The following is a 26,890-nucleotide window of genomic DNA, read 5'->3' as shown; positions in this document are numbered from 1 at the left end:
AACAATATACAATATGAGCCCAGACGACTAAAACAAGATAGTTTGCCCCGCATGCAAGATGGCACGAAAATTAAATCACGACGTTCGCGCTGCCGGCTTACCTTACTCACTGGCAAACCATTTTCCCGCACGGCAATCCATCCGTTGTTAGCCGTTTTTTTGCAAGATTGTTAGCAACAAAAACAGATTATCCAGTCGTAAATCCCCCTGCGCACTCGCAATATATTGTCATGCTTTTTGTCCTTTCCGCTGATAGAACGCTCTCTGCCGCCAGCGAGCGACCCACAGGAGATATCATGAAAATAATAACCTGCTTTAAGCTGGTCCCCGAAGAGCAAGATATTGTGGTTACCGCACAACGTACGCTCGATTTCGATCACGCCGAAGCCAAAATCAGCCAGTTCGATTTGAATGCGATCGAGGCCGCCACCCAACTGGCCACCGAGAACGACCAGATTACCGCGCTCTGCGTGGGCGGCTCGCTGCTGCAAAACTCCAAGGTGCGTAAGGACGTGCTGTCGCGCGGCCCTCATGAGCTTTATCTGGTGCAGGATGCACAACTGGAAAACGCGCTGCCGATGGATACCGCACACGCACTGGCCGCCGCCGCAGATAAAATCGGCTTTGACCTGATGCTGTTTGGTGAAGGTTCCGGGGATTTGTATGCACAACAGGTGGGCCTGTTGGTTGGGGAGATCTTACAGCTCCCTACCGTTAATGCCGTCAGCCAAATCCAGTTTGCCGGTGACCGTGTGCTGGTTGAGCGCACGCTCGAAGAAGAAGTAGAAGTGCTTGAACTGCCGCTTCCAGCGGTGATCTGCGTAACCTCAGATATTAACGTTCCCCGCATTCCGACAATGAAGGCGATCCTCGGCGCCGGGAAAAAACCGGTCAATCAGTGGCAAGCCAATGATATCGCCTGGAGCCAGACGCCACCTTTGGCCGAGCTGGTCGAGATCACCGTACCGCCACAGAAACAGCGTCAACGCATCATTCTGGAAAACGACTCGCCGGAAGCTATTGCCGAGCTGGCGGACCATCTGAAAAAAGCGCTGAACTAACCCACGACTGGAGAAAATCATCATGAGTAAACTGACAAACGTATGGGTGTTCAGCGACAACGTTGAGCGCTACGGCGAACTGATGGCAGGTGCACGCCAGTGGGGCGAGCATGTTTATGCCCTCGTGCAGGACAGCGAACAGGTTGCCCGGCTCAAGTCTCTGGGTGCAGACGGCATCTACGTGCTGGAGAAAACCTCCGCGCTGCAGCGCATTGAAAATTATGCTGAGACCCTGGCGGATATCCTGAAAGAGGTGAACGGCGAACAAACTCCGGCCTTGGTGCTGATGGCTGCCACCAAACGTGGTAAAGCACTCACCGCCCGCCTGGGCGTACTGCTGAACGCTGCGGTGGTGAACGATGTGACCGCCGTGCACGTCGACGGGGCTGATTTCATCGCCGAACACCGTATGTATGGTGGATTGGCCTTTGGTAAAGAAAAGATCAACTCCACCACCGCTATCATCACCCTGGCTCCCGGTGTGGTGGAGCCTGCCGCTGCCGACCCGGCGCATGACTGTCTGGTCACTCAGCTCAGCTATGTTGCCCCGCGTCAGGAAATCCTCTGCAAGGAGCGCCGTGCCAAAGCGCTGAGCAGCGTCGATCTCAGCAAGGCCAAACGCGTGGTTGGTGTCGGACGTGGGCTGGCTGCACAGGACGACCTGAAAATGGTCCATGAGCTGGCAGCCTTGTTAGGAGCAGAAGTTGGCTGCTCTCGTCCTATCGCCGAGGGCGAAAACTGGATGGAACGCGAGCGCTATATCGGGGTATCTGGCGTGCAGTTGAAATCCGATCTCTACCTGATGTTGGGCATTTCCGGGCAGATCCAGCATATGGTCGGCGGCAACGGTGCCAAGATCATTGTCGCGGTCAACAAGGACAAAAACGCCCCGATCTTCAACTATGCCGACTACGGCCTGGTGGGCGACATTTACAAAGTGGTCCCAGCCCTGATCGACCAATTAGGTCATTAACCCTTTGATTCACCGCACGCATCCCGCCGCACACCCGCGGCGGGATAGGGAGCATAAGCATGTCGGATGATAAATTTGATGCCATCGTGGTCGGTGCTGGCGTCGCTGGTGCCGTAGCCAGCTACGTGATGGCGCAGGCCGGGTTGGATGTGCTGGTCATCGAACGCGGCAACAGCGCTGGCAGTAAGAACATGACCGGGGGGCGCTTGTATGCCCATAGCCTGGAACGCATTATGCCCGGGTTCGCTGAGGAAGCGCCGGTAGAACGTAAAGTCACCCGCGAAAAGATCTCATTCATGACGGAAGAAAGCGCCGTCACGCTCGATTTCCACAGCGAGAAACCGGACATTGCCGCCCAGGCGTCATATACCGTGCTGCGCAACCGGTTCGATCCCTGGCTGATGGAAAAAGCCGAACAGGCCGGAGCACAGTTTATCTCGGGTGTCCGCGTCGACGCGCTGATACGGGAAGGTAATCAAGTCACCGGTGTGCAGGCGGGCGACGATATCCTGAAGGCTGACATAGTGATCCTGGCTGACGGCGTGAATTCCATGCTCGGCCGCTCGATTAACCTGGTGCCCCCCCCTTCACCACATCACTATGCGGTAGGCGTCAAAGAGCTGATCGGGTTATCCCCCTCGGTGATCGAAGATCGCTTTAACCTCTCTGGCAATGACGGGGCCGCCTGGCTGTTTGCCGGTTCCCCGTCCAATGGCCTGATGGGGGGCGGATTTCTCTATACCAACCGGGACTCCGTTTCTTTAGGGCTGGTATGCGGCCTGGGGGAGATTGGCCACGCGGGGAAAAGCGTACCCCAGATGCTGGAGGACTTTAAACAGCACCCCTCCATTCGTCCACTGATCCAGGGAGGAAAACTGCTGGAGTACGGCGCGCATCTGGTTCCGGAAGGCGGCAAGGCCATGGTGCCAACGCTGGCTGACGGCGGCGTGATGATCGTCGGCGACGCGGCAGGATTCTGCCTGAACCTGGGCTTTACCATACGCGGCATGGATCTTGCCATTGCATCGGCACAGGCCGCCGCCAATACGGCCATCGCGGCCAAGCAGCGGCAGAACTTTTCCGCCAGCAGCCTGGGGGAATATAAGCACGCCCTGGAGCAAAACTGTGTGATGCATGAGGTACACCACTTTCGCAAAATCCCTGCGCTCATGGAAAACCCGCGCCTGTTTACCCAGTATCCGCGCATGGTTGCGGACATCATGGGGGATATGTTCACCATCGATGGCAGCCCTACTCAGCCCGTGCGTAAGGCTCTGATGAAAAGGGTGAAACAGATTGGGCTGATGAATTTATTGAAAGACGGCATCAAGGGGGCAACAGCGCTATGAGCAGCGAAAATCCGGTCAACGTAGACGTCAAACTGGGCATCAACAAGTTCCATGTCAATGAAGGCCATCCGCACATCATTCTGGTGGATAACCCCAATATGGACGAGTTCCGTAAGCTGATGCTGGCCTGCCCTGCCGGGCTGTATAAGCAAGACAGCGCAGGCAATATCCATTTCGATTCCGCCGGTTGTCTGGAATGCGGGACCTGCCGCGTGCTGTGCGGCGACACTATTCTTAAGCAGTGGGAATATCCTCTGGGGACGTTTGGCGTTGAGTTTCGCTACGGGTGAGCGTCTGCCTGAAAGAGCGTGCCAGCCCCTCACTCCAACCCTCTCCCGTAGGGATAGGGAGCTGATAGCCCTTGCACTTTTGGCAGTAAAGAGACCCTCTCAGCAAACCGCTCGCCACTCATCAAAGGTGAGTCACTACAATTTCAAACACGCTCGATCGGTCCCCTCTCCCTACGGGAGAGGGTTAGGGTGAGGGGCAATGTTTACCGGACCAGAACAGTTCAACATCCCCCCAGAAATAATGAATAGAGATAAACAATGAGTGTCACGATAAAACTCAATCCCGAACGCCGGGCCAAATACCGGCAGCAAGGTTTTTGGGGCGATGCCTCGCTTGCCGATTACTGGCATCAAACCCTGCAGGCCATGCCGGAAAAGATTGCCGTGATCGACAATCGGGGAACATCCTACACCTATGCCACCCTCGACCGCGCGGCAAGTAGCTTGGCAACATGGCTGATCTCCTGCGGTATCGAACCGGGTGACCGCATCGCATTTCAGCTTCCCGGCTGGTGTGAGTTTACCGTGATCTACCTGGCCTGCCTGAAAACGGGGGCAGTTTCCGTTCCCCTGCTCCCCTCCTGGCGAGAGGCCGAGTTGGTCTGGGTGCTGAACAAATGCCAGGCTAAGGTGCTGTTCGCGCCGACCTCGTTCAGAAACACCCGCCCAATTGACCTCATATTGCCGCTACGCGATCAAATACCGGGCCTGCTTGAGGTGGTGGCCGTCGATAAGCTTTCTCCCGCAACTACCGCCCCCGCACTGAGCCAGTTGCTGCGAGACACTCCGCCACTGACCAAGCAGGTCAACGTGCATGGCGATGAATTGGCCGCCGTGCTGTTCACCTCCGGCACCGAAGGCAAACCCAAAGGCGTGATGCTGACGCACAACAATATTCTGTCCAGCGAGCGTGCCTACTGCGCACGACTCAATCTTACCTGGTTGGATACCTTCCTGATGCCCGCTCCGCTAGGGCATGCGACCGGTTTCTTGCATGGCGTGACGGCCCCCTTTCTGATTGGCGCACGCAGCGTCCTGCTCGATATCTTTAATCCGCTCGATTGCCTTGCCCTGCTGCAACAAGAGCGCTGCACTTGCGTGCTCGGAGCAACGCCTTTTGTCTATGACTTGTTATGCACCCTGCAACAGCAGCCGCACGACATCTCATCGCTACGCTTCTTCCTGTGCGGCGGCACCACCATCCCGAAAAAAATTGCCCAGGACTGCCTGCAAATGGGCATTAAACTGCTCAGCGTCTATGGCTCGACGGAAAGTTCGCCCCACGCGGTGGTCAACCTGGACGATCCCCTTTCCCGCGTGCTCAACACCGACGGTTTTGCCGCACCTGGGGTAGAAATCAAAGTGGTAGATAAAGAGCGCAATCCACTCCCCTACGGCGAAGAAGGTGAAGAAGCCTCACGTGGCCCCAACGTATTTATGGGGTATCTGGATGAGCCCGAGCTGAGCGCCCGTGCGCTGGATGAGGATGGCTGGTACTACAGCGGTGACCTGTGCCGCATGGACGCTGACGGCTACATTAAAATTACTGGCCGCAAGAAGGATATTATCGTGCGTGGCGGGGAAAATATCAGCAGCCGCGAAGTGGAGGATATCCTGATGCAACATCCTCGTATCCATGATGCCGCTATTGTTGCCATGCCGGATGAACGATTAGGGGAAAGATCCTGCGCCTACGTGGTGCTAAAGGCCGCTTACGGTTCACTCACCCTGGAGGAGGTCATCGCGTTCTTCGGGCGCAAGCGGGTCGCCAAATACAAATACCCGGAACATCTGGTGGTGGTGGACAGCCTGCCGCGTAACGCCTCGGGCAAGATACAAAAATTCCTGCTACGTCAGGATATTATCCAGCGTCTTGGCGAAGAGGTCGCTCATTGCTAATCTATGCGGGCGCAGTATGCTGCGCCCCAAGGTAGGAAACCGGTTAAGGCTTTATCAATCTTACTTCTTTGTGTGATCAGCACGTATATCAAGCAAATCTGTATAGGTCACTACGACGCTCTGATTCACTTTCAGATCTTTCAGGCGCGCCTGGATAGCAGGATCTTCTACAGAAACGACCTTCTTACGCCCCGCAGGCCCTTCAAAGGTGATCTCGTGCTTTTTCACATCAATATGAGTGATTTTCAAGGTCAGATTGACCTGATGCACGGCATTGACGTTAGGATTTGGATTGTTCTTGGTGGCATCGCTTTCTTCATAAAGGCTAGTGATCGCCGGTGCAGCCTTATCCAGATCGGTATCAAGTTTAACGATACGCGAGCGCACTATCGTGGCTTGAATCGTATCCCCCGCCTTTAAATGGGTTAAATCCTTTGCCTGATCGGTCAGTTTAAAACTGACGTTATGCCCTTCTGCCCCAGCCAAAACCACCACACGGTTTTGTTGGTCTACTGAAACCACTTTCGCAGCGAACTGATCGGTTTGGACCTCTCCGGCCAGAGGGATAACGTCTGCATAGGCTGAAGTGATACTGATGGCCAGGAGGGAAAATGCAGTGGTGGCTTTAATCAACGAGCGGATAACTTTCATTATACAACTATCCTTATTTATCAATGGTCAATCAAACGGAAAGGCATTTCTCTACTAGTCACTCATCACTAGCAAAAGAAGTCATGCTTTTAAACCACATGGCATTGAATCACCACGCTAATCGTACCACAGTTAGGATAGTCAAAACTTATGCCACGGGCAAAGGCACAGCAAAAATGCTGTCACGACCCGTGGCCGCAAGCCTTAAAGTAATAAATAAAATTGATAGATCTCAACAGGAGAAATGAAAGGTTTTGGCAACAGGGCTCGAACCTGTGTCCAGCCGGATGGAGAGCCAACTGCTCTACCCTTGAGCTATACCAGGCATCCAAATGACATACTGTTGACTATTTTGATAGAGGTCAATTGATCAACCCGTTTAGTCGTGAAATTCCCCCTGCGACCAAGTTAAACTCACCGAACCTGGCCCAGTGCCTGCTGCTTTGTTATTCCTACCGCGTTCACCTTGGAGCACAGAATTGTTTAAAAACCTGATAAATCAGCTAGTGCTGATCGCTGCCGTCGCCTTGCCTGCCGCTGCCAATGCGGCTCCTAACGTGCAGGTGGGGTTTTCGCCGGAGGGCTCGGCGCGGGCGTTGGTGCTGAACATTATCGGCCACGCACATCGGTCCATCCAAATGATAGGTTATTCTTTCCAGGCACCCGATATCACCCAGGCGCTGGTAGCGGCGCACAATCGGGGAGTGGAGGTGCGCGTGGTAGTCGACAAACGCCGGAATCAGGGCAAAACCAGCCAGACCGCGATTAACTTCGCGGCCACTCACGGCATACAGATGCGCATCGATGGGCATTATCATATTCAGCACGACAAGACGATTATTGTCGATGGCAAGACGGTGGAAACCGGCTCGTTTAACTATGCTCCCTCAGCTGAGACACTAAATAGCGAAAACGTGGTGGTACTGCGCCATATGCCCGACGTTACCAGGCAGTTCATCGCACACTGGCAAAGCCGCTGGGATTTGGGCCTCCCTTACAAGGTGAGGCTTGGAACCACGAAACGGCCACATTGATGAATTCTACTCATAGTGCCTATCCTATTATCCGTGATTATCTCCCTGCTTTTACCCGCTAACATAAGTTCATCTGCAAGCGCGACCAGTGCTTTCTTCTCGCATCGCGATCCGGCCATGGTGGAACGGCTGACCGGCCGCAAACTCGACGTTTAACGACATAAAATTGGAGAAATTCCCGAATGCAAACACGTTATCTCGGTAAATCCGGGCTGGAAGTGTCAGCGCTGGGCCTGGGCTGTATGGGGTTGAGCTTCGGCTATGGCCCGGCAACGGATACCCGTCAGGCCGTTGAACTTATCCGCGCAGCCGTTGAGCGTGGCGTGACCTTGTTCGATACCGCCGAAGTGTATGGCCCGTATCTGAATGAAGAAGTGGTCGGCGAAGCCTTAAAACCCTTGCGCGATCGGGTCGTTATCGCCACTAAATTTGGCTTTACCTTTGGTGATGATAACAAACAGCAGATTTTAAACAGCCGACCAGAGCATATCCGCCAGGCAGTGGAAGGCTCACTACACAGGCTTAAAACCGACGTGATCGATCTGCTGTATCAACACCGAGTCGATCCCGATGTCCCCATTGAAGACGTTGCGGGCACCGTGAAGGATCTGATTGCTGAAGGTAAGGTCAAACACTTCGGCCTGTCAGAGGCTGGCGTGCAAACCATTCGGCGCGCTCATGCGATACAGCCGGTTACCGCCCTACAGAGTGAATACTCAATGTGGTGGCGTCAACCTGAGCAGGAAATCCTGCCGGTGCTAGAAGAGTTAGGGATTGGATTCGTGCCATTCAGCCCATTGGGCAAAGGCTTTTTGACCGGAGCTATCAAAGCCGGCACGACATTCGGTGAAGATGATTTCCGCAGCAAGGTGCCGCGTTTTGCCGCAGAGGCGCTGGAAGCGAATGAGCAGTTAGTCAGCCTGCTGACAATACTTGCCACAGAGAAAGGCGTGACGTCAGCGCAAATTGCTCTGGCCTGGCTACTGGCACAAAAACCGTGGATTGTGCCCATCCCAGGGACAACCAAACTGCATCGGCTGGAAGAGAATCTGGGGGCCGCAGATCTCATTCTGTCCCAGAATGATTTGCTCAAGATTACTCAAGCGCTGGAGAAGGTGAAAATCGTGGGTGAACGTTATCCGGCCGCCTTACAGGCACGCGTGGGTCGTTAAGGTTTCTCTGGCTTGCGGTTGCCTGCAAGCCATTTAATCACCCCAGCGCAATGCATCAATCAATAGAGCAAACGCGGGAGGATGCTGCTTTCTACTTGGGTAATAGAGATAGTAACCCGGGAAAGAGGGGCACCACTCTTGCAGCACCTGAACAAGCTCTCCTGACTTGACCAAACCCTGGACCATATCCTCTGGCACACAGGCAAGGCCAAACCCTGACAGCACCGCGTCGATTCTCTCCGACAACAAGTTCAGCGTCAGTTGGCCCTCAACCCTGACGCGCAGCGGTTTACCTGCTTTCTCAAACTCCCAGTGATATAAACCGCCTGCGGTAGGTAAACGCATATTAATGCACTGATGATCCTGCAGTTCATGTGGTGTCTGCGGAATGCTGTTGGTGGCGAAATACGCTGGCGCGCCAACCACCACCATACGCATATCCGGGCCGATCTTCACGGCAACCATGTCCTTATCGACGCTTTCTCCAAGGCGAACTCCGGCATCGAAACGTCCATCCACAATATCGATAAACCCGTTATCTACCACCAGCTCAACGTTGATTTCCGGGTATTGCCGTAGAAACGGCTTTAGCTTTGGCCATAGCAGGCTGCGCACCGCATGTTCGCCCGCCGAAAGCCGAATATTACCGGACGCGGAACCATTCAGTTGAACGAGGGCTTCCAACTCCTGTTCAAGGTCTGCAATACGGGGTTCGAGACAGGCAATGATCCGCTCACCCGCCTCCGTGGGGGCAACGCTGCGAGTGGTTCTAGTTAGCAGACGCAGGTTTAAACGCTCCTCCAGCGCCTTTATAGCGTGGCTGAGTGCAGACTGTGAAACACCCAGCTTACCCGCCGCTTTGGTAAAACTTCTCTCCCTCGCCACGACGAGAAAAACCTGTAGCTCATTGAAGTTTTCTTTCAGCATGCGTATCCCTTGGTTGATGTAAACCTTGCCTGTTCGGACAGAACTTATGAAATTAGTTCATAGACACTACCATTTTAGCCCCGTTATCGACAAAGGTTGCTGATAACTCGCCAACAAAAATGTTCTCATACCGCCAGATTTTTTGGATGGTGCTATATTTTATGAACTGACCTCTCCCCACCGAGACGATATATGAAAAAACATCCTTTTAGCGTTGCCATAGGTGTTTTATCTACCGACATGTCATTTTCGGCGGGCACTGCCAGAGTAGATGAAAAATATCAATATTCATAAATCATTATCCACTACAGTCAATGATAACCCACTAATACACGCCTAACAGACAAGGTGGCGCAACCAATAGCGCACTTACCTAATCCGTCGGGTGAGTTTACTTAGCCGAGGCCACCATGTTCCTAAACTACTTTGCGTTAGGCGTACTCATTGTTGTCTTCCTCGTCATTTTTTATGGGATCATTATTCTCCATGACATTCCTTATCTGATTGCAAAATCGCGCAATCATCCGCATGCGGACGCGATCCATGTCGCAGGTTGGGTCAGTTTGTTTACTCTGCACGTGATGTGGCCTTTTTTATGGATATGGGCCACGTTGTATCGGCCTGAGCGCGGTTGGGGCATGCAAGGCCAGCAAGATCCATTTGTCCGCTTAGAGCAAAGAATAACCGAGCTGGAACAAAGCATCAGCGAAACCAAAACACCTTCTGCGGAGTAACTCCATGGACTTGCTCATTATTCTTACCTATGTTGCGTTGGCCTATGGCATATTCAAAATATTTAAAATCCCGGTAAACAAATGGACGGTCCCCACCGCAGCATTGGGTGGTGTGGTTTTAGTAGGTGCACTGATTTTATTAATGAATTATAACCACCCCTATACCTTTCAAGCGCAAAAGGCCGTGATTTCCATTCCCATTACCCCGCAGGTGACTGGCATCGTCAGTGAGGTCACTGATAAGCAGAATACCTTTATCAAAAAAGGTGACGTGCTTTTTAAAATAGAACCGACCCGATATCAGGCACGTGTCGATAGGCTACAGGCCGATTTAATGACGGCAATCCATAGCATCCAGGTGCTTCAGGGGCAATTAGATGAAGCCGTCGCCCATACCTCTGGGGTGATTGCCGAACGCGATCGTTTATATAAAGACTACCAGCGCTATATTAAAGGAAGCCAGGCCAAGGTAAACCCGTTCTCCGAAAGCGACATTGATAACGCCAGGCAAAATTTTCTGGCACAGGATGCGCTGGTGAAAAGTTCATTGGCTGAACAGGCACAGATTAAAAGCCAACTAAACAGCGTCGTCAACGGAGAACAGTCGCAGATAGTCAGCCTACGTGCCCAGTTGACAGAAGCCAAATACAACCTCGACCAAACCGTGGTTCGCGCCCCCAGTAATGGCTATGTAACCCAGGTGCTTATCCGCCCAGGAACTTACGCGGCGGCGCTACCATTGCGCCCGGTAATGGTGTTTATCCCGCAACAAAAACGGCAAATCGTCGCGCAATTCAGACAAAACTCGCTGTTACGCCTGAAATCGGGCGATCAAGCCGAGATCGTCTTCAATGCGCTACCTGGCCAGGTATTTCAGGGGAGACTGACCAGCATACTTCCCGTCGTTCCCAGCGGGACGTACCAGGCGCAGGGAACCCTGCAATCATTAAGCATGATACCCGGCTCCGATGGCGTGCTGGCGGTGATTGAGTTAGAGCCGAATGCGGATGTTGATGCCTTGCCAGACGGGATATTTGCCCAGGTGGCGGTATATTCCGACCACTTTACCCATGTTTCCGTGATGCGTAAGGTGCTGTTACGCATGACAAGCTGGATGCACTATCTCTATCTTGATCATTGATCGTAACAAAGCGGGCGGATGAATGGACAGCAAGAGCGGACCTTGTTGCAGCGCTTGTTTCTACAAAGGCAAACCACGCCCTGAGGACAGGGCGATGGGGCTTGGCTTCACAAGTCGTTACAGCGGAACCCGGCAACATAGTCGATATAAAAACGCATATGTTCTGCGTTGTTATTTTCAAGATCATAAAGATTTAACATCAGCTGCATTTCATAATCGGGTGATTGATTGATGGTTCTCACTTTTCGATCATTGATAAAGAAATCAATCTTGTTTTCCGTCCATGCAATGGCGTAAGTGTTGAATAGAGTGACATCAATCTCAACAGGCTCCTCATAGAATTCGTCCCTAATGCGGGCATCGCCAAAGGGATGAACCCCATAACCAATCAGAGAGTAGCCTTTACGGATATTCTTCCCCTTAAGCTCGAAGAGGCAAATCTCCGCAGACCGCTCGGGGAGATCTTCATAACCTATCATCCAGAGTGCAGCGACATTGTTTGCTGCAATAAGGCATTTGGCTCGCAGTTCGAAATAGCCATATTTTGGCAGATATTTTTTCTCAGCCACCTGTGCCTGACGCACCCGGCAGTCTGGCGAAAAGCGATGCTGGCCAAGTAGTGACCCCACCGGGCCAGAGTAAACACCGGTTTGCAGAGAAGATACTCTGACTTCCCCATTAAACTCTGGGCACCAGGGCTGTTGATCTTGCTCGATATTAAGTGAAAAGCCGTTTTCAGAAAACTCGAATCTGGGTGAGGATAACTCCCGGCTACTCCACTGCGGTAGATAGTAGGGAAGCCAATGAGACTCATCGAGATAACCGCGATCAAATCCATCATAAAATTCCAGCTGGTATCTTTCGCCGTCAATGATTTTTTGGCTTGCAATTTTCATTATTATCCACCTGAAATATAACAATGTTGCTTTAGAATTTATGTGTTGGTTAAAAATGCCGGTTAACCAATGGGCAATCAGAGACTATCAAACTTGAAACGAGTCGCTACCTGCGCTCAATCAATATTTGTGTCCTTGCTTGCAGAATTATTTAATCTTGAACCACCAGCCAAGGCGATAATGATACCGACAGCCCCATTTTTGACGCTGGTCTGGCGCATCATAGCGCTGAAAGACGATGGGGTTCGGGGGGAAGTCATTGTATCAACAAAAGCATAAACTGATTTCCTGTAGACAAATGTGTATTTTTTGGCCCTGGGAGGACCGATGCTTGATTCCTTTTACTGGATTAATGAACCCGAACAATGGCAGTGCGATAACGGCAAGTTAAGCGTTGTCACAAATGACAAAACCGACTTCTGGCAAAAAACCTGGTACGGGTTTGAGCGTTTTTCAGGGCACATCTTCGCCACCGACGTCAGTGAAGACTTCACTTTTCAGGTTAAGGTCCGCGCGGACTTCACCACACTGTATGACCAGGCCGGGCTCATGTTCATGACCGATGACCAACACTGGCTTAAAGCCGGCATTGAGTTTAACGACGGAGCACCAGCAATCGGCAGCGTGCTGACGCTGGAGAACTCAGACTGGGCAACCGGCACCTTTACGGGTGATCCGCGTGAGTTCTGGCTTCGCTTGACCCGCAAAGGCAACAGCCTGCGGTTACAATACTCAACGGAGGGTCATCACTGGCCGCTGCTACGCTTGTGTTATTTTCCGCAGGGCCCAGCGAAAATCGGTGTGATGTGCTGTACGCCCGAACGTCGCGGGTTATCGGTGGATTTCCTGAATATCACGCTAACTCCGCCGGTGGATAAAACATTACATGACCTAAGTTAATCGTTCGAGTCTGTGCGATTCAGTATGCTGGATCGCCTTCACTCTCGCCCGACAACATTAGCGTTGATGTATCAAGGATCACACTTTTAAGTGGCTGCTTATTCCCATACAAAAAACATGTGTTAACATCGTTGCGTAAAACCCTTTCAACTCATACCGAGGCTTTGATGCTGGAGAATGTAATCATCCGATAATCAGCTTCCCGACCTTTTCAGGCCGGACTGATTATCAATGCGCCGAAATCGAATGCGGACACCGCTGCGTGTTTGCACGTTTTGCACATGATGATTAACAGGTTTTTCAGCATGAATTTATCCCGTCAGGAACAACGTACCTTACACGTTCTCGCCAAAGGTGGACGTATTGCGCACGTCCGCGATACATCCGGCCGCGTCACCTCCGTTGAATGCTACAGCCGCGAAGGGCTGCTGCTCAGTGACTGCACGCTCGCCGTATTCAAAAAACTCAAAACCAAAAAGCTGATCAAGTCCGTCAATGGACAACCGTACCGCATCAATACCAGCGGGCTGAACAACGTTCGCGCCCAGTTGGACAACCGCTAAGGAGAGTGTGATGGACATCAACACGATTATTTCTGGCTCCTACCTCATAAAACTGTCGCCAGATGAAAGCAAAATCCCTTGGAACGATCCGGCGTTTAGCCAACGCATGCTGGAGAACCACTTGTCGCAGGAGCACGACTGGGCCAGCCGGAAACTACCGGTCATTGAACGACAGGTGGCATGGATCACCAGCCAGCTCCCAGCAGGTGCACGCATTCTCGATCTCGGCTGCGGCCCAGGCTTTTACACCCGCATGCTTACAGAGCAAGGCTTTCACTGTACCGGCGTGGATTTCTCTCCAGCATCTATCGCCTATGCCCGTCAGCAGGCACAGGTGGCAGGATTGGACATTGAATATATCGAACAGGATGTACGGATGTACTCCCCGGAGAAGCGGTTCGATTTCATCATGATGACCTTTGGTGAACTGAATGTCTTCAGCGCGGTGGACGCCCATACCTTGCTTAGCCGTTGCGCACAGTGGTTAGTTCCAGGAGGCATGCTGCTGGCAGAAGTGCATACCTTTGATGAAGTAAAGCGTCAGGGCATGGCTGCACCGAGTTGGCAACGCTGTCCGCAAGGACTGTTTCTCGTCAGGCCTCACTTGTTATTGACGGAACACGCCTGGGATGAAACGGCGCAGACCAGCTCAACGTTGTTCTGGGCCATCGAAGAAAATGGTAACGCCACCCGCTTTGGTAACCAAATGACGGCCTGGCACGATGAAGAATATCTCCACCTGATCGGTGATTGCGGCCTCACCGTACTCCCCGGCCCGGATAGTGCAGCATGGCCAGTCAGCGAAACGTTCGAAGGAAAACTGATTGCCCTGCTGGCAGAAAAAGCAATCACAGCAACCTCTGACATTACACAAATCAATGAAAGGAATTCTGCATTGGATATCCCACGTATTTTCACTATCTGCGAAAGTGCTCACCGCATCCATAACCCGTTCACGCCCGAGAAGTACGCCACTCTAGGCGCAGTATTACGTATGGCTCCCGGCACGAGAGTGCTCGACCTCGGCAGCGGTTCGGGGGAGATGCTCTGTACTTGGGCGCGCGATTACAGCATTACCGGTACTGGCATCGACATGAGCCCGTTATTTACTCAACAGGCCAAACTGCGCGCAGAGGAACTCGGTGTCACCGAACGCGTCGATTTTATCCATAACGACGCTGCCGGTTACGTAGCCGATGAAAAATGTGACGTGGCGGCCTGCGTCGGTGCCACCTGGATTGCTGGAGGCGTCGCCGGGACTCTCGAGCTGCTGAGTAAAAGCCTCAAACCTGGCGGGCTCCTGCTAATCGGTGAACCTTACTGGCGTCTGTTGCCACCGACGGAAGAAATCGCCAAAGAGTGTGGCGCCAATGCCGTCTCAGACTTTCTCCCCCTGGCAGATCTTGTCACCTCTTTCGACACGCTCGGATACGACGTCGTAGAAATGGTGTTGGCAGATCAGGAAGGTTGGGACAGGTACGTAGCAGCCATGTGGTTGACGATGCGCCGGTGGTTAGAGGCAAACCCCGACGATGACATGGCGGAGGAAGTCCGGACACAGTTGACGACAGCGCCAAAACGCCACGTGGCGTTCACGCGTGAATACCTTGGCTGGGGGGTGTTTGCTTTGATGGCTCGATGATCAAAAGCGGCGAGTGAGCCAATAGCCAGAAACAACAAGGGCGCAGTATCTACTCACTGCGCCCTTTCGCATCATTTAAACCTGAACCTAGCTGCGCACCAAATCGTCGCCGTAGCCAATCCACTTATAGGTGGTCAGCGCATCCAGCCCCATCGGGCCGCGGGCGTGCAGTTTCTGAGTGCTGACCGCGACTTCTGCTCCCAAACCAAACTGGCCGCCATCGGTAAAGCGGGTGCTGGCATTGACGTATACCGCAGAGGAATCCACCGCACGGACGAAATACTCGGCGTTGCTCAGCGAGCGCGTCAGAATGGCATCGGAATGGCTGGTGCCGTGGGTACGAATATGATCGATGGCCTGATCGATATCGTCCACCAGCGTCACGTTCAAATCCAACGATAGCCACTCGTCATCGTAATCTTCTGCGGCCACTGCAACCACCTTCGCTGGCCCTTCCTGCAACAACGGCATGGCGTTATCGCTGGCGTGCAACGTTACCCCAACGGCGGCCATACGCGCGCTCAGCGCGGGCAGGAAGCTGTTAGCGATAGTGCGGTTAACCAGCAGGGTTTCGACCGAGTTGCAGGCGCTTGGCCGCTGTATCTTGGCGTTTTCGATGACGGTCAGCGCCTTGTCGTAGTCTACGCTGTCGTCTACATAGATATGGCACACGCCGATACCGCCGGTGATCACCGGAATGGTCGATTGCTCGCGGCACAGCTTATGCAGCCCGGCACCGCCACGTGGGATCAGCATGTCGACATAGCGATCCATTCGCAGCAGTTCATTCACCAACTCACGATCCGGGCTTTCAATCGCCTGCACCGCCGCCGCCGGCAGGCCGCACTGTTCCAGCGCCTGCTGGATCACTTTCACCGTCGCCTGATTGGTGTGGTGAGTTTCTTTACCGCCGCGCAAGATCACCGCATTACCGGTTTTCAGGCACAGACTGGCGACGTCGATGGTGACGTTGGGGCGCGCTTCATAGATCACGCCAATCACCCCGAGCGGCACACGGCGGCGCTCCAGCTTCAGGCCGCTGTCCAGCAGATTGCCGTCCAACACGTGACCAACCGGATCGCTCAGGCGGCAGACCTGGCGCACATCGTTGGCGATCGCCGCCAGACGCGCTGGGGTTAACAACAGGCGATCCAACAGGGCTTCACTCATCCCGGTGGCACGCGCCTGCGCCATATCCTGCTCATTCGCCTGTAGAATTTCTTCGCTGCGAGCCTCCAGCATGTCGGCCATTACCGCCAATACCTGGTTCTTTTTCGCCGTGCTCAGTACCGCCAACTGCCAGGAAGCCTGTTTAGCGGCTTTCCCCATCTGCTCGAGCATGTTCACTCCTTAACTTACGATCATATCGTCGCGATGCACGGCCACCGGGCCATATTCATAGCCCAGGATCTCGCTGATTTGCTGCGAGTGGTGCCCGGCGATCATGCGCATGGCATCGCTGTTATAACGGCTGACGCCATGAGCCAGATCGCGCCCCGCCAGATTGCGGATGCGGATCACCTCACCGCGTGAGAAATCACCTTTAACATCGCGAATGCCCTTCGGCAGCAGTGAACTGCCACGGGCCATCATCGCTTCTACCGCCCCATCGTCAACGGTGATCTCGCCCGCAGGCGGCGCACCGAAGATCCAACGTTTGCGGTTCTCCAATGGGGTTTCCAGCGCATGGAAGCGGGTACCCACCGGGTTGCCCTCAATCACATCAGCCACCACGCCCGGCTTGCTACCGGCAGCGATAATCACATCAATGCCCGCACGGCAGGCCACATCAGCCGCCTGGAGTTTTGTGCCCATGCCGCCAGTACCCAGACCGGAAACGCTGTCACCGGCAATGGCACGCAGCGCATCGTCAACACCGTGCACTTCACGGATCAGCTCGGCTTCTGGGTTATTACGCGGGTCGGCGGTATACAGGCCCTGCTGATCGGTCAGCAGCAGCAGTTTATCGGCCCCGGCCAAAATGGCAGCCAGTGCAGACAGGTTATCGTTGTCGCCGACTTTGATTTCTGCGGTGGCAACCGCATCGTTCTCATTAATCACCGGGACAATACGGTTATCCAGCAGCGCGGTCATGGTGTCACGCGCGTTGAGGAAGCGCTCGCGGTCTTCCAGATCGGCACGCGTCAGCAGCATCTGCCCGATATGAATGCCATAGATCGAGAACAGCTGTTCCCACAGCTGGATCAGCCGGCTCTGCCCCACTGCCGCCAGCAACTGCTTGGAAGCGATGGTGGCGGGCAGCTCGGGGTAGCCCAGGTGTTCACGCCCGGCAGCAATCGCCCCGGAGGTAACAATAACGATGCGGTGACCCGCTGCATGTTGCTGGGCGCATTGGCGCACCAGTTCGACAATATGGGCACGGTTAAGACGCAGCGAACCGCCGGTCAACACGCTGGTGCCCAATTTCACAACCAATGTCTGGCTGCCGTTCATAATAGTTCTGCCGTTGGAGTTAAAAGGAATGCAAAGGACGTTGTAACAGGAGAGACGCGTTATGCCAACAGGCACAACGCGATTTCGGCGTAAATTTGCGGGGGAATTGATTTAGGCGGAGAGTTTTATCGGCTGCTCGATGAAATCATCGGCGGGTTCCAGCTTCAGCTCCATGGTGGCCAGCAGTTCACCCAGCCGACGATGGAACACGCGCAACGTGGTTTCCAGCTTCTCTTTCACTTCAGCATCTTTAATCTTTTCTTCGTTCCAACGTCCTTCCTTGTCAAACAGACCAAAGTGGTAGCTATAGGTGAAACGGGAATTATCGGCCTGCAGTTCGATCCACCAGCCCCAGAACTCACGTTTTTCCGGCGCGGGCTTGACGTTGACGCAGACCGCCAGGCAGTCAAAGAAAAAGCGGTCGTTCTCACATTGCCCTTCGCGCAGATAAGGGCCCAGGCTGGCAAAGCGTTTCATTAGTCGGCTTTTAGGGTGGCCACTCGGTAGCGTCATTTTTCAACCTCCACAATGTAGTCCCCCCTTTTTAACAAACTGTTAAAAATTAGCAACCAGTTAGCGCATTTTATCTCTTAGCCAATCACAAATTTGCAGTAAGGATTGATGGAAACTCTGATAAACCGGCGTACGCGGGATGGCGATCAGTTTGCCGTTCAGTGAAGAAGACGCGATCAGCTGCGACTCTTCTTTTGGGCTGAGCGGATCGTCATCCCAGTAGGCGGCCAGCATCGGCGTTGGGCAGCGGCGGCCCAGCAATCCCTGGGTTTTCAGGGAATAGCGGTTCAGCTCGGTTTTCAACACGCTGTCAGAGGCGTTGGCCATGCCCATGCGGCTGGCCAGCACGTCCATATACATATCCGGCACGTGGTCCTGGCACTTCAACTCACACAGCAGGCTGTGCACCACCGGCCCTACGCAGGCTACGCCGCGCAAACGCTGCGACTCCAGATAGGCCAGGCGCACCGCCACGTTGGCACCAAAGCGGAAACCGAAGGCGCTGACACGCGTATGGTCAACCCAAGGCACGGAAGGCAGTTGAGCCAACACCTGCTGATGCAGGAAGCTGGAATCTTGCGTCAGCTTCCACTTATAGGATGAACCGATGGACGGCATATCGATGGTCAGCATCGCTATACCATGCGGCGCCAGATAATCACGGAACAAGCGGTGATAATCGGTCTGCAATGTATCCAGGCTACCGCACATCAGCACCGTTGGGTACGGTGCCTGGCCGTTATCTGGCATATGCAGGAAGCCGGTGATGGAACTTCCCCCCTCAATGGCGAACTCCAGCTCTTTAAGCTGGTATGGCAACAGCAGTGCGGCTTCTTCATAGGCACGATTAGAGAGCACCTCTGCCTGTTCAGCCAACTCATCCCCTTTTAAATGCGGATAACCGGCAATGCTGTATAGATTGGCGGCATTCAGCCAATATTGCCCGCCGACCAGCGGATCTTTTTGCTCCAATGCCCGCTGCTGCCACAGCATCCCCTGGCGCACCCATTCGTAGATCCAGTTGCCGTTTCGGTAACCGACCACGGTATCCAGCAGGTGATCGTCGCTATGTTCTGCGTTGGAGGCCGCAATGCGCGCCAACACTTCGCTGATCTCCAACGGATCGGTCCCGCGCCAGGTCCACAGCAGATGGTTAAGCATGCGATACCAGTTGCCATAGGTGTCCCCCTCCAAGGCGGAGTGCATATCGGCACCTACCGCATGATGGGCACGGGTGACTAACGTCGAGGTTTCGACATGTTTAAATGAAGGTTTGAACAGTACTTCGGAAAGGTTGGCCTGTGCCATGGTAACAACAGCCTCCTGAGACTTACATCAAGGCTTGAATAGCCGGGATATCTAGGTGCTAGTGTACCTAACTCTGGGGGTATAAGGCGGGGAATTTACCGAATTTGACGAAACCGCTGCATAAACAACAACGCCCGGTATTGCCGGGCGTTTGAAGCAGGGGCTGATTAACGGCCGCCGATCGGTGGCACGAAGGTCACCGCCATATCCCAAGGCTGCTCGATCCAGGTGTCCTGCGGGATATCAACCACGTAATCGTCAACCAGCGGGCGGCCAGCAGGCTTGGCGAAGATGGTCACGAAATGGGCTTTCGGGTACATGTCGCGGATCGCTTTGGCGGTGCCGCCGGTATCCACTAAATCGTCAACGACGATAAAGCCTTCACCATCGCCTTCGGCGCGCTTGAGCACCTTCATTTCGCGTTGGTTGTCATGGTCATAGCTGGAGATGCAGACGGTATCCACATAACGGATGCTCAACTCACGTGCCAGCAGTGAAGCAGGCACCAGGCCGCCACGGCTTACGGCAATAATGCCTTTCCATTGATCGGCAGGCAGCAGACGGTGAGCCAGTTTGCGCGCTTGCATTTGCAACATATCCCAGGTAACAACGTATTTTTCGCTCATAGAATGGTGTCCCAGCCAGCAATGATGTGGCTTACTCAGTAGTTCAGGGGGAAAAAAGGTTGCGCGAGATTATAGAGACTGCGCGCCACGAATACCAGTTGAACCGAGGAGTTGATGCGTTTTTCCTGTGAATATCTTTGCGGCGAGCCGCGTGGCTTATCTGCGCAACCGCCCGTAAAACGGGGAACCCAAGCCGATAAACAGCGTTATACGGGACGCGCACAGCCGCAAATAAAATGATATTCTCAGGCTCACGTGCCTGAAGCACAGATAGCCACTCACCCTAACCGCACAGCATTCACTCCCTGCTGAAAATGCTGTCACAGGAGACTTATAGTGTCTGAATTGTCTCAACTTTCGCCACAGCCGCTGTGGGATATTTTTGCCAAAATCTGCTCAATCCCGCACCCTTCTTACCATGAAGAAGCGCTAGCGCAGCACATCCTCGACTGGGCCAAAGAAAAGAACCTGCATGCCGAGCGCGACCAGGTTGGCAATATTCTGCTGCGCAAGCCTGCCACCAAAGGTATGGAAAACCGCAAGCCGGTAGCGCTGCAAGCACACCTGGATATGGTGCCGCAAAAGAACAACGATACGGTTCATGATTTCGCCAAAGACCCGATCCAGCCTTATATCGACGGCGAATGGATCAAGGCACGCGGTACTACGCTGGGTGCCGATAACGGTATCGGTATGGCCTCTGCGCTGGCGGTGCTGGCCGATGACAGCGTAGAGCATGGCCCGCTGGAAGTCCTGTTGACCATGACGGAAGAAGCCGGTATGGACGGTGCCTTTGGCCTGCAGCCAAACTGGTTACAAGCTGACATCCTGATCAACACCGACTCCGAAGAGGAAGGCGAAATCTACATGGGCTGCGCCGGGGGGATCGATTTCATCACCACCCTGCCACTGCAACGTGAAGCACTGCCAGCCGGTTACCAAACGCTGAAACTGACCCTGAAAGGGTTGAAAGGCGGCCACTCCGGTGCCGATATCCATCACGGCCTGGGCAACGCCAACAAGCTGCTGGCCCGTTTCCTGTTTGCCCACACACCAGAGCTGAACCTGCGCCTGCTGGAGCTGAACGGCGGTACGCTGCGTAATGCCATCCCACGTGAAGCCTCTGCCGTAGTAGCCGTTCCGGCCGCCAAAGCCGATGCGCTGAAAGCCCTGAGCCAGCAGTTCCTGGCTACGCTGCAAAACGAACTGTCTGCCAAAGAGAAGAACATTACCGTTCTGCTCGAGCCAGCCACCACCGCTTTGCAGGCGCTAACCGCAGACAGCCAGAACCGCTTTGTGGCACTGCTCAACGGTACCCCTAACGGCGTGATCCGCATGAGTGACGAAGTGAAAGGCGTGGTAGAAACTTCGCTGAACGTCGGCGTGGTGACCACCAGCGAGCATGAAGCCGAGATCATTTGCCTGATCCGCTCCCTGCTCGACAGCGGTAAAGACTATGTGGTGGATATGCTGACCGCATTAGGCCAACTGGCCAACGCCAAAGTAGCACCGAAAGGCGGCTACCCAGGCTGGCAGCCAGATGCCAAATCTCCTGTGATGCAGTTGGTGCGTGAAACCTACCAGAAGCTGTTCAACAAGACGCCAAACATCATGGTGATCCACGCCGGGTTGGAGTGTGGCTTGTTCAAGAAACCTTACCCACAGATGGATATGGTGTCGATTGGGCCGACCATCACCGGGCCTCACTCGCCGGATGAGCAGGTGCATATCGCCAGCGTTGGCCAATACTGGACGCTGCTGACCGCCCTGCTGAAAGCGATCCCTGAGCGCGGATAAGTTATTGGGCCCGGTTAAAAGCTGGGCCCATTTTTCCTTATGACAGTTGTGCTTCTCGCTTCAGATTGCCGTTGATTTCATTCATCTGCGACTGTATCAGCGCCGCACTGACAGGTGGTAACAGGAAAGCAAACAGGATAATCAGCCAGGTTTTATACCTTGCGGTTTGCCCATGGCTTTCAATGATGGCGCGTAGATTGTCGTTAAGTGTGGAAAATATCACCGGCGTGACAAAGGCAGTAACAAAAGCTGACCATCCAGCCCCTCTGGGCGTTAGCAGAGCCGCGGATTGGGTGTAATTTCTGATCTCCCCGTGGATTTTTACCAACCAGTAAATATTGTAAAACGGCACCAAGAACAGCAGGAAAGTCACGGCAGGATCGCGGTATTTGACCGGCTGTGGTATTGCTTGCCGCACAGGCGGTTCGCAATTAAATAAACAGGCCTTAATCGGCAGCAGGAACAGAGTCCCGATAATGACGGGGACCAATAGCAGGGTAAAGAAGTACTCAGGGCTGGAAAATAACCGCTCCATATCAAAAAGCCATCCGGCTATCGCCATCATGGATGAGCCAAACACCATTTTTAACGTCACCATCAGGCCAAATGACAGCACAAATGCCTCTACGCTGCCAACTGCCCCCGCGATAAAGGCCGGAACGATCAGCATGATAGCGCCTAGCCCCATCCCTATCAGGACCTCTCCCGTTATCATCAAAAAGTGATTGCTGGTATGAAAGCAGAACAAAAACAGGCCAAATAAATACAACCCGCTAAAGAGATACAGTAAATAATAGCTTTTCATCCGGCTGGCCATCCAGGCCAACAAGGCTCCAAACAGCATGCCAACCTGTTGTAATCCAACTGCGACCCCAATCATCGAGATCGGTAAATCTGCAGTTTGCCGGATATAGAGTGCCGAATAGGCATTAAAGAGATATTGGCTAGTCACAATCGCGGTGAAATAAACTACCAGGCCCCAAAATCGATAGCTGCTTTGTAAATCGGCCCATGTCCATCTTTTGGCCGGTTTTTGCTGAATCACGTCCATTTTTAACTCTTCCCGTTGAATGTCTTAATCCCAAAGAACTGCCAACGATTGTACCTACGGCTGTGCACTAAACACACCCGATTTTAATATCACCACGTCAGTACCAATTGCCGTTCTAACTGAGGATCGAGCAGCGTTACGTGCAGGCCAACCAGGCGCACACCACGCCCTTCCCTCCGCTCCTGCCATGCCTGGCGGGCAACGTTGAGCAAATCCTCAATATTGAGCACCGGCCAAACGTGCTCCTGGGTGGTTTGCTGGAAATCCTGGAACTTCAATTTTACCCCTTGGCGAGCGATATGCAGATCCGGTTTGACCTTGCGCAGCCGCATTTCCAGCTCTGGGTAGAGCTTTTCAACGATCAACGCCTCACAATCTTCCCACTCATGAATATCGGCTACCAACGTTCGCTCGACCCCTACCGACTTGCGTAAACGATCGGGGGAAACCTCACGCTCATCGATACCCTGACAGCGTTCCCACAGCACCCGGCCAAATTTGCCGAAACGCTTTAACAAATCGGCCAGATTATAGTTCTGCACATCGGCGCAGGTGATTAACCCAACCTCTTCCAACCGTTTGGCGGTGACCTTGCCCACACCGGGGATTTTACTCAGCGGCAGTTGCTGCAAGAAAGCGGGCACCTGGGCCGGTGTGATGACGTATTGGCCGTTTGGCTTGTTCAACTCGGAGGCAATCTTGGCGAGGAATTTGATCGGGGCAATGCCCGCCGAGGCGGTCAGGTTCAATTCAGCGGCAATTTCCTGGCGGATCTGTTGGGCGATCAGGGTGGCAGAGCCGTTGCATTGGGTGCTGTTGGTCACGTCCAGATAGGCTTCATCCAGGGAGAGCGGTTCTATCAGCGGGGTATAGCGGGCAAAGATTTCACGGATATGCAGTGAGGCTTCTTTATAGGCCGCCATGCGGCCCGGTAACAGCGTCAAGTGCGGGCAGAGCTTGAGCGCCGTGGCGGTCGGCATGGCGCTATGCACGCCATAACGGCGCGCCGGGTAGTTGGCGGTGCTGATCACGCCACGCCGATCGGCGCTGGCACCGATAGCCAGCGGGATATCGCGCAGGCTGGGGTTGTCGCGCATTTCTACCGCTGCGAAGAAGCAGTCCATATCGACATGAATGATTTTACGCATCGCGCCTCCAATAACACTGTATAAGTATACAGCCAATTATTAAAAGCTCAATATGGAGAGTGTAGACAAGGGACACCCCTCACCCTAACCCTCTCCCACAGGGAGAGGGGACTGAACGTGCCACAAATTAGCTCCGGCACCTGACCGCAACTCCGGACTAGCCCCCTCTCCCCAAACAAGTGTTCATGAGGTACTCGGTATGTACATTGGGAGAGGGTTGGAGTGAGGGGCTGTGCAGCGCCCCTACATGGAAAACCTGTGTGGCTAGAGGATCCGGTGTTTTTCCAGCATTTCGCGGCGCAGCGCTTCCTTGGCGATGCGCTTTTTGCGCGCGTCGCAAGGCTCCGGGCAATCGCAGACCTTCTCCATCCCCAGCGCGGTAATGCCACCACAGCTGCCCTGCAAGGTTTTGCGCTTGAACACATAGCCCAGCGACATCCCCCCCACCACCAGCAGAAACAGCACAAAGGATGCAGCAAACATCGTCAACATAGCGTCTACCCTTTCTTCAGATAGGGTTTGAACGCGTCGGAATAACGTTCTTCAAACCCCTTGGCGGTTTTCACGATAATAAACACCGGGATCCCCAGCAGGTTGGCCAGCGCCATACCCCGCTCCGGCCCCATCACGTTTAACCCGGTAGAAAGCCCGTCCGCCGTCATACACAGCGGGCTGATCACCGTGATCGACACTAAATTGTGGCGGACCGGTTTACCGGTGAGCGGGTCGATAGTATGAGAATAGCGCACTCCGTCCTGCTCGAAGTAGTTTCGGTAATCCCCGGAGGTGGCCATCGCCATCTCACCCGGCTCGATCACCAGTTGCGCCTGCTGCTCCCCCCCGGCGGTTGGCCGTTCGATGGCAATGCGCCAGGGCTTCTTCTCGCCGTTATGGCCACGGGTGCGGACCTCCCCACCAATATCAACCATGTAGTTTGCGACGTGCTGTGATTGCAGGTAATGGGCAATCGCATCAACGCCGTAGCCTTTCGCAATGGAAGAGAGGTCGACATACAGTTCAGGTATGCGTTTCACCAGCGCATTGCCTTCTACCGCCAGCTTGTCGATCCCCGTCCAGTTGCGGCGCTGTTCCAACTCGGTGGCACTCGGCACTTTTTCCGACCGCCCTTCCGGGCCAAAACCCCACAGGTTCACCAGCGGCCCGACGGTCACGTCCAGCGCGCCGTCGGTCACACGGTTGATGCGCAGCGCTTCCAGCACGACTTCCGTGGTGGCAGCAGAAACCGGGAAAGGCTTGTCCACTTCCCGGCTGGCGTTAAAACGGCTCAGCTCGGAATCGGGTTGGTAGGTCGACATCTGATCGTTGACCTGCACCAGCCGTTTGTCGATCTCCGCTTGCAGCGTTGCCAGCGAAGGTGTTCCGTCCCCAGGGAGATAGCTGATCGAATACGACGTCCCCATGGTTTTACCCTTGAGGTTTTCCTGTTTCGGCTCACAACCGGTCAGTAACACTGCGGTGGCCAGCGCCACCACCATCATCCAAGCCTTCATTCCTTCGCCGCCTGCTGCTCGCATTTAACCGCCAAAGTCATCGAGCATGATGTTTTCATCTTCCACGCCCAAATCCTTCAGCATCTTGATCACCGCCGCATTCATCATCGGCGGCCCACACATATAGAATTCACAATCTTCCGGTGCTGGATGGTTACGCAAATAATTTTCCAGCAGGACATTATGAATAAAGCCGGTGTAGCCCGTCCAGTTGTCTTCTGGCTGCGGATCGGAGAGCGCCACATGCCAGGTGAAGTTTTCATTCTCTTCCTGCAGGTGGTTGAAGTCGTCCTCGTAGAACATCTCACGCAAGGAACGAGCACCGTACCAGAAGGTGATTTTGCGCTTCGACTTCAGGCGCTTCAACTGATCGAAGATGTGGGAACGCATCGGCGCCATCCCGGCCCCACCGCCGATAAAGATCATCTCGGCGTCGGTGTCTTTGGCAAAGAACTCGCCAAATGGCCCAGAAATGGTCACCTTATCCCCCGCCTTCAGTGACCAAATATAGGAAGACATAATGCCCGGCGGCACGTCCGGGTTGCTCGGCGGCGGCGTAGCAATACGCACGTTGAGCATGATGATGCCTTTCTCATCGGGATAGTTGGCCATGGAATAGGCGCGCACCGTCGGTTCTTTGACGACCGAACGGTAGCGGAACAGATTGAATTTATCCCAGTCGCCACGGTATTCCTGCGGCACGTCGAAATCGGCATAGCTCACTTCATGCTCGGGCGCTTCGATCTGGATAAAGCCCCCGGCGCGGAAAGGCACATCTTCCCCGTCCGGAATGCGCAGCTTCAGTTCTTTGATAAAGGTGGCTTTGTTATCGTTGGAGATCACCTCGCAGTCCCATTTCTTCACGCCGAAGATCTCTTCCGGCAGCTCGATTTTCAGGTTCTGCTTCACGTTAACTTGGCACGCCAGGCGGCAGCCCTCTTTGGCTTCACGCTTGCTGATATGGGAAAGCTCGGTTGGCAGAATATCGCCACCGCCCTCTTTGATCACCACCCGGCACTGGCCACAGGAGCCGCCGCCGCCACAGGCCGAGGAAACAAAGATCCCCTGGCTGGACAGCATATTCAGCAGCTTGTCCCCTGCGGGGGCGGTAAAACTTTTGTCTTGATCGCCGTTAACCTCAACGGCAATGTCACCGGTGTTCACCAACTTGGATTTGGCAAACAGGATCAGTAACGCCAGCACCATCACGATGCAGGTAAACATCACCACGCCTAAAATAATTTCCATAA

The 26,890-nt window shown here is 54.0% G+C and carries 26 protein-coding genes, 1 tRNA gene and 1 pseudogene; 14 read left to right on the top strand and 14 right to left on the bottom strand.

Annotation, left to right across the window (positions count from 1 at the left end):
- Window positions 1-296: 296 nt before the first annotated feature.
- The 5 genes from A6U95_RS06140 (at window position 297) to fadK (ending at window position 5,572) form a co-directional block, all read left to right on the top strand.
- Window positions 297-1,061, top strand: a complete 765-nt coding sequence (locus tag A6U95_RS06140) for an electron transfer flavoprotein (RefSeq protein ID WP_024483670.1) — start codon at window positions 297-299, stop codon at window positions 1,059-1,061.
- 22 nt (window positions 1,062-1,083) lie between these two features.
- Window positions 1,084-2,034 carry an electron transfer flavoprotein subunit alpha gene (locus tag A6U95_RS06135; protein WP_065683857.1) on the top strand — a complete coding sequence of 317 codons (951 nt, stop codon included), beginning with the start codon at window positions 1,084-1,086 and terminating at the stop codon, window positions 2,032-2,034.
- 59 nt (window positions 2,035-2,093) lie between these two features.
- The gene (locus A6U95_RS06130) at window positions 2,094-3,383 is read left to right on the top strand and encodes an FAD-dependent oxidoreductase (RefSeq protein ID WP_065683856.1); all 1,290 of its coding nucleotides are present in this window, start codon (window positions 2,094-2,096) and stop codon (window positions 3,381-3,383) included.
- Window positions 3,380-3,673, top strand: a complete 294-nt coding sequence (locus A6U95_RS06125) for a ferredoxin (protein ID WP_024483667.1) — start codon at window positions 3,380-3,382, stop codon at window positions 3,671-3,673. Before A6U95_RS06130 ends, A6U95_RS06125 begins: the two co-directional genes overlap by 4 nt.
- 258 nt (window positions 3,674-3,931) lie before the next feature.
- The gene (fadK, locus tag A6U95_RS06120; protein ID WP_065683855.1) at window positions 3,932-5,572 is read left to right on the top strand and encodes a medium-chain fatty-acid--CoA ligase; all 1,641 of its coding nucleotides are present in this window, start codon (window positions 3,932-3,934) and stop codon (window positions 5,570-5,572) included.
- A gap of 60 nt (window positions 5,573-5,632) precedes the next feature.
- On the opposite strand, the gene A6U95_RS06115 is transcribed toward fadK, so the two are convergent.
- A complete protein-coding gene (locus A6U95_RS06115) occupies window positions 5,633-6,223 on the bottom strand; it encodes a hypothetical protein (RefSeq protein ID WP_065683854.1) in 591 nt (196 codons plus the stop codon).
- A gap of 252 nt (window positions 6,224-6,475) precedes the next feature.
- Window positions 6,476-6,548: transfer RNA gene (locus A6U95_RS06110), tRNA-OTHER, on the bottom strand.
- A gap of 154 nt (window positions 6,549-6,702) precedes the next feature.
- Between A6U95_RS06110 and A6U95_RS06105 the strand changes: the two genes are divergently transcribed.
- The 3 genes and pseudogenes from A6U95_RS06105 (at window position 6,703) to A6U95_RS06100 (ending at window position 8,429) form a co-directional block, all read left to right on the top strand.
- Window positions 6,703-7,257 (top strand): phospholipase D family protein, encoded by a 555-nt coding sequence (locus A6U95_RS06105; RefSeq protein WP_241810630.1) that lies wholly within the window; start codon window positions 6,703-6,705, stop codon window positions 7,255-7,257.
- A 63-nt stretch (window positions 7,258-7,320) separates the two neighbouring features.
- Window positions 7,321-7,413 (top strand): annotated as a pseudogene (locus A6U95_RS30590) (aldo/keto reductase); the annotation flags it as partial.
- A gap of 26 nt (window positions 7,414-7,439) precedes the next feature.
- Window positions 7,440-8,429 carry an aldo/keto reductase gene (locus A6U95_RS06100; protein WP_065683853.1) on the top strand — a complete coding sequence of 330 codons (990 nt, stop codon included), beginning with the start codon at window positions 7,440-7,442 and terminating at the stop codon, window positions 8,427-8,429.
- 33 nt (window positions 8,430-8,462) lie between these two features.
- Here A6U95_RS06100 and A6U95_RS06095 read toward each other — a convergent pair whose 3' ends face one another.
- Complete coding sequence (locus A6U95_RS06095; RefSeq protein ID WP_065683852.1) at window positions 8,463-9,356, bottom strand: LysR family transcriptional regulator; 894 nt, start codon at window positions 9,354-9,356, stop codon at window positions 8,463-8,465.
- Window positions 9,357-9,766: 410 nt separating this feature from the next.
- Here A6U95_RS06095 and A6U95_RS06090 point away from each other — a divergent pair, with 410 nt between their 5' ends.
- Window positions 9,767-10,090, top strand: coding sequence for a DUF3302 domain-containing protein (locus tag A6U95_RS06090; RefSeq protein ID WP_024528965.1), 324 nt, complete (start codon window positions 9,767-9,769; stop codon window positions 10,088-10,090).
- Between the two features lie 4 nt (window positions 10,091-10,094).
- The gene (locus A6U95_RS06085; RefSeq protein WP_024528966.1) at window positions 10,095-11,231 is read left to right on the top strand and encodes an HlyD family secretion protein; all 1,137 of its coding nucleotides are present in this window, start codon (window positions 10,095-10,097) and stop codon (window positions 11,229-11,231) included.
- A gap of 107 nt (window positions 11,232-11,338) precedes the next feature.
- On the opposite strand, the gene A6U95_RS06080 is transcribed toward A6U95_RS06085, so the two are convergent.
- The gene (locus tag A6U95_RS06080) at window positions 11,339-12,127 is read right to left on the bottom strand and encodes a glycoside hydrolase family 16 protein (RefSeq protein ID WP_065683851.1); all 789 of its coding nucleotides are present in this window, start codon (window positions 12,125-12,127) and stop codon (window positions 11,339-11,341) included.
- A gap of 327 nt (window positions 12,128-12,454) precedes the next feature.
- Between A6U95_RS06080 and A6U95_RS06075 the strand changes: the two genes are divergently transcribed.
- The 3 genes from A6U95_RS06075 to A6U95_RS06065 all read left to right on the top strand — a co-directional run bounded on the left by A6U95_RS06075 (window position 12,455) and on the right by A6U95_RS06065 (window position 15,232).
- Complete coding sequence (locus A6U95_RS06075; RefSeq protein ID WP_065683850.1) at window positions 12,455-13,027, top strand: DUF1349 domain-containing protein; 573 nt, start codon at window positions 12,455-12,457, stop codon at window positions 13,025-13,027.
- Between the two features lie 305 nt (window positions 13,028-13,332).
- Window positions 13,333-13,590, top strand: a complete 258-nt coding sequence (locus A6U95_RS06070) for a YjhX family toxin (RefSeq protein WP_024483657.1) — start codon at window positions 13,333-13,335, stop codon at window positions 13,588-13,590.
- A 10-nt stretch (window positions 13,591-13,600) separates the two neighbouring features.
- Window positions 13,601-15,232 carry a class I SAM-dependent methyltransferase gene (locus A6U95_RS06065; protein ID WP_065683849.1) on the top strand — a complete coding sequence of 544 codons (1,632 nt, stop codon included), beginning with the start codon at window positions 13,601-13,603 and terminating at the stop codon, window positions 15,230-15,232.
- An 87-nt stretch (window positions 15,233-15,319) separates the two neighbouring features.
- Here A6U95_RS06065 and proA read toward each other — a convergent pair whose 3' ends face one another.
- From proA to gpt, 5 genes are all read right to left on the bottom strand, one after another.
- On the bottom strand, window positions 15,320-16,573 hold the full coding sequence (gene proA, locus A6U95_RS06060; RefSeq protein ID WP_037434933.1) for a glutamate-5-semialdehyde dehydrogenase: 1,254 nt from the start codon (window positions 16,571-16,573) through the stop codon (window positions 15,320-15,322).
- Window positions 16,574-16,582: 9 nt separating this feature from the next.
- The gene (gene proB / locus A6U95_RS06055; protein WP_024483654.1) at window positions 16,583-17,686 is read right to left on the bottom strand and encodes a glutamate 5-kinase; all 1,104 of its coding nucleotides are present in this window, start codon (window positions 17,684-17,686) and stop codon (window positions 16,583-16,585) included.
- 111 nt (window positions 17,687-17,797) lie between these two features.
- Window positions 17,798-18,199, bottom strand: a complete 402-nt coding sequence (gene crl / locus A6U95_RS06050) for a sigma factor-binding protein Crl (RefSeq protein WP_024528972.1) — start codon at window positions 18,197-18,199, stop codon at window positions 17,798-17,800.
- Between the two features lie 60 nt (window positions 18,200-18,259).
- On the bottom strand, window positions 18,260-19,507 hold the full coding sequence (gene frsA / locus A6U95_RS06045) for an esterase FrsA (RefSeq protein WP_065683848.1): 1,248 nt from the start codon (window positions 19,505-19,507) through the stop codon (window positions 18,260-18,262).
- Window positions 19,508-19,674: 167 nt separating this feature from the next.
- Window positions 19,675-20,133 (bottom strand): xanthine phosphoribosyltransferase, encoded by a 459-nt coding sequence (gene gpt / locus A6U95_RS06040; protein ID WP_021805588.1) that lies wholly within the window; start codon window positions 20,131-20,133, stop codon window positions 19,675-19,677.
- A gap of 336 nt (window positions 20,134-20,469) precedes the next feature.
- Between gpt and pepD the strand changes: the two genes are divergently transcribed.
- On the top strand, window positions 20,470-21,930 hold the full coding sequence (gene pepD, locus A6U95_RS06035) for a beta-Ala-His dipeptidase (protein WP_024528974.1): 1,461 nt from the start codon (window positions 20,470-20,472) through the stop codon (window positions 21,928-21,930).
- 37 nt (window positions 21,931-21,967) lie between these two features.
- On the opposite strand, the gene A6U95_RS06030 is transcribed toward pepD, so the two are convergent.
- The 5 genes from A6U95_RS06030 to nqrF form a co-directional block, all read right to left on the bottom strand.
- Window positions 21,968-22,981, bottom strand: coding sequence for an MFS transporter (locus tag A6U95_RS06030; RefSeq protein WP_065683847.1), 1,014 nt, complete (start codon window positions 22,979-22,981; stop codon window positions 21,968-21,970).
- Window positions 22,982-23,070: 89 nt separating this feature from the next.
- Window positions 23,071-24,129: a DNA polymerase IV gene (gene dinB / locus A6U95_RS06025; protein WP_021805591.1), complete on the bottom strand. Its 1,059-nt coding sequence runs from the start codon at window positions 24,127-24,129 to the stop codon at window positions 23,071-23,073.
- A 264-nt stretch (window positions 24,130-24,393) separates the two neighbouring features.
- Window positions 24,394-24,621: a (Na+)-NQR maturation NqrM gene (gene nqrM, locus A6U95_RS06020; RefSeq protein WP_065683846.1), complete on the bottom strand. Its 228-nt coding sequence runs from the start codon at window positions 24,619-24,621 to the stop codon at window positions 24,394-24,396.
- A gap of 5 nt (window positions 24,622-24,626) precedes the next feature.
- Window positions 24,627-25,640 carry an FAD:protein FMN transferase gene (locus A6U95_RS06015; RefSeq protein WP_241810629.1) on the bottom strand — a complete coding sequence of 338 codons (1,014 nt, stop codon included), beginning with the start codon at window positions 25,638-25,640 and terminating at the stop codon, window positions 24,627-24,629.
- 24 nt (window positions 25,641-25,664) lie between these two features.
- Complete coding sequence (gene nqrF / locus A6U95_RS06010) at window positions 25,665-26,888, bottom strand: NADH:ubiquinone reductase (Na(+)-transporting) subunit F (RefSeq protein ID WP_024483648.1); 1,224 nt, start codon at window positions 26,886-26,888, stop codon at window positions 25,665-25,667.
- Window positions 26,889-26,890 lie beyond the last annotated feature (2 nt).

This window comes from Serratia sp. 14-2641 (assembly GCF_001692375.1).
Lineage (GTDB): Bacteria > Pseudomonadota > Gammaproteobacteria > Enterobacterales > Enterobacteriaceae > Chania > Chania fonticola_C.
The sequence above is the reverse complement of the archived record's forward strand: the minus strand, read 5'-3'. Positions and strand labels throughout refer to the sequence as shown.

Coding starts and splice junctions, on each gene's coding strand:
- A6U95_RS06090 (WP_024528965.1), top strand. CDS start 9,767: ATGTTCCTAAACTACTTTGCGTTAGGCGTACTCATTGTTGTCTTCCTC.
- A6U95_RS06065 (WP_065683849.1), top strand. CDS start 13,601: ATGGACATCAACACGATTATTTCTGGCTCCTACCTCATAAAACTGTCG.
- dinB (WP_021805591.1), bottom strand. CDS start 24,129: ATGCGTAAAATCATTCATGTCGATATGGACTGCTTCTTCGCAGCGGTA.
- gpt (WP_021805588.1), bottom strand. CDS start 20,133: ATGAGCGAAAAATACGTTGTTACCTGGGATATGTTGCAAATGCAAGCG.
- A6U95_RS06100 (WP_065683853.1), top strand. CDS start 7,440: ATGCAAACACGTTATCTCGGTAAATCCGGGCTGGAAGTGTCAGCGCTG.
- A6U95_RS06015 (WP_241810629.1), bottom strand. CDS start 25,640: ATGAAGGCTTGGATGATGGTGGTGGCGCTGGCCACCGCAGTGTTACTG.
- A6U95_RS06140 (WP_024483670.1), top strand. CDS start 297: ATGAAAATAATAACCTGCTTTAAGCTGGTCCCCGAAGAGCAAGATATT.
- frsA (WP_065683848.1), bottom strand. CDS start 19,507: ATGGCACAGGCCAACCTTTCCGAAGTACTGTTCAAACCTTCATTTAAA.
- A6U95_RS06095 (WP_065683852.1), bottom strand. CDS start 9,356: ATGCTGAAAGAAAACTTCAATGAGCTACAGGTTTTTCTCGTCGTGGCG.
- A6U95_RS06135 (WP_065683857.1), top strand. CDS start 1,084: ATGAGTAAACTGACAAACGTATGGGTGTTCAGCGACAACGTTGAGCGC.
- A6U95_RS06030 (WP_065683847.1), bottom strand. CDS start 22,981: ATGGACGTGATTCAGCAAAAACCGGCCAAAAGATGGACATGGGCCGAT.
- fadK (WP_065683855.1), top strand. CDS start 3,932: ATGAGTGTCACGATAAAACTCAATCCCGAACGCCGGGCCAAATACCGG.
- nqrF (WP_024483648.1), bottom strand. CDS start 26,888: ATGGAAATTATTTTAGGCGTGGTGATGTTTACCTGCATCGTGATGGTG.
- A6U95_RS06125 (WP_024483667.1), top strand. CDS start 3,380: ATGAGCAGCGAAAATCCGGTCAACGTAGACGTCAAACTGGGCATCAAC.
- A6U95_RS06075 (WP_065683850.1), top strand. CDS start 12,455: ATGCTTGATTCCTTTTACTGGATTAATGAACCCGAACAATGGCAGTGC.
- nqrM (WP_065683846.1), bottom strand. CDS start 24,621: ATGTTGACGATGTTTGCTGCATCCTTTGTGCTGTTTCTGCTGGTGGTG.
- A6U95_RS06080 (WP_065683851.1), bottom strand. CDS start 12,127: ATGAAAATTGCAAGCCAAAAAATCATTGACGGCGAAAGATACCAGCTG.
- proB (WP_024483654.1), bottom strand. CDS start 17,686: ATGAACGGCAGCCAGACATTGGTTGTGAAATTGGGCACCAGCGTGTTG.
- A6U95_RS06115 (WP_065683854.1), bottom strand. CDS start 6,223: ATGAAAGTTATCCGCTCGTTGATTAAAGCCACCACTGCATTTTCCCTC.
- A6U95_RS06070 (WP_024483657.1), top strand. CDS start 13,333: ATGAATTTATCCCGTCAGGAACAACGTACCTTACACGTTCTCGCCAAA.
- A6U95_RS06130 (WP_065683856.1), top strand. CDS start 2,094: ATGTCGGATGATAAATTTGATGCCATCGTGGTCGGTGCTGGCGTCGCT.
- proA (WP_037434933.1), bottom strand. CDS start 16,573: ATGCTCGAGCAGATGGGGAAAGCCGCTAAACAGGCTTCCTGGCAGTTG.
- crl (WP_024528972.1), bottom strand. CDS start 18,199: ATGACGCTACCGAGTGGCCACCCTAAAAGCCGACTAATGAAACGCTTT.
- A6U95_RS06085 (WP_024528966.1), top strand. CDS start 10,095: ATGGACTTGCTCATTATTCTTACCTATGTTGCGTTGGCCTATGGCATA.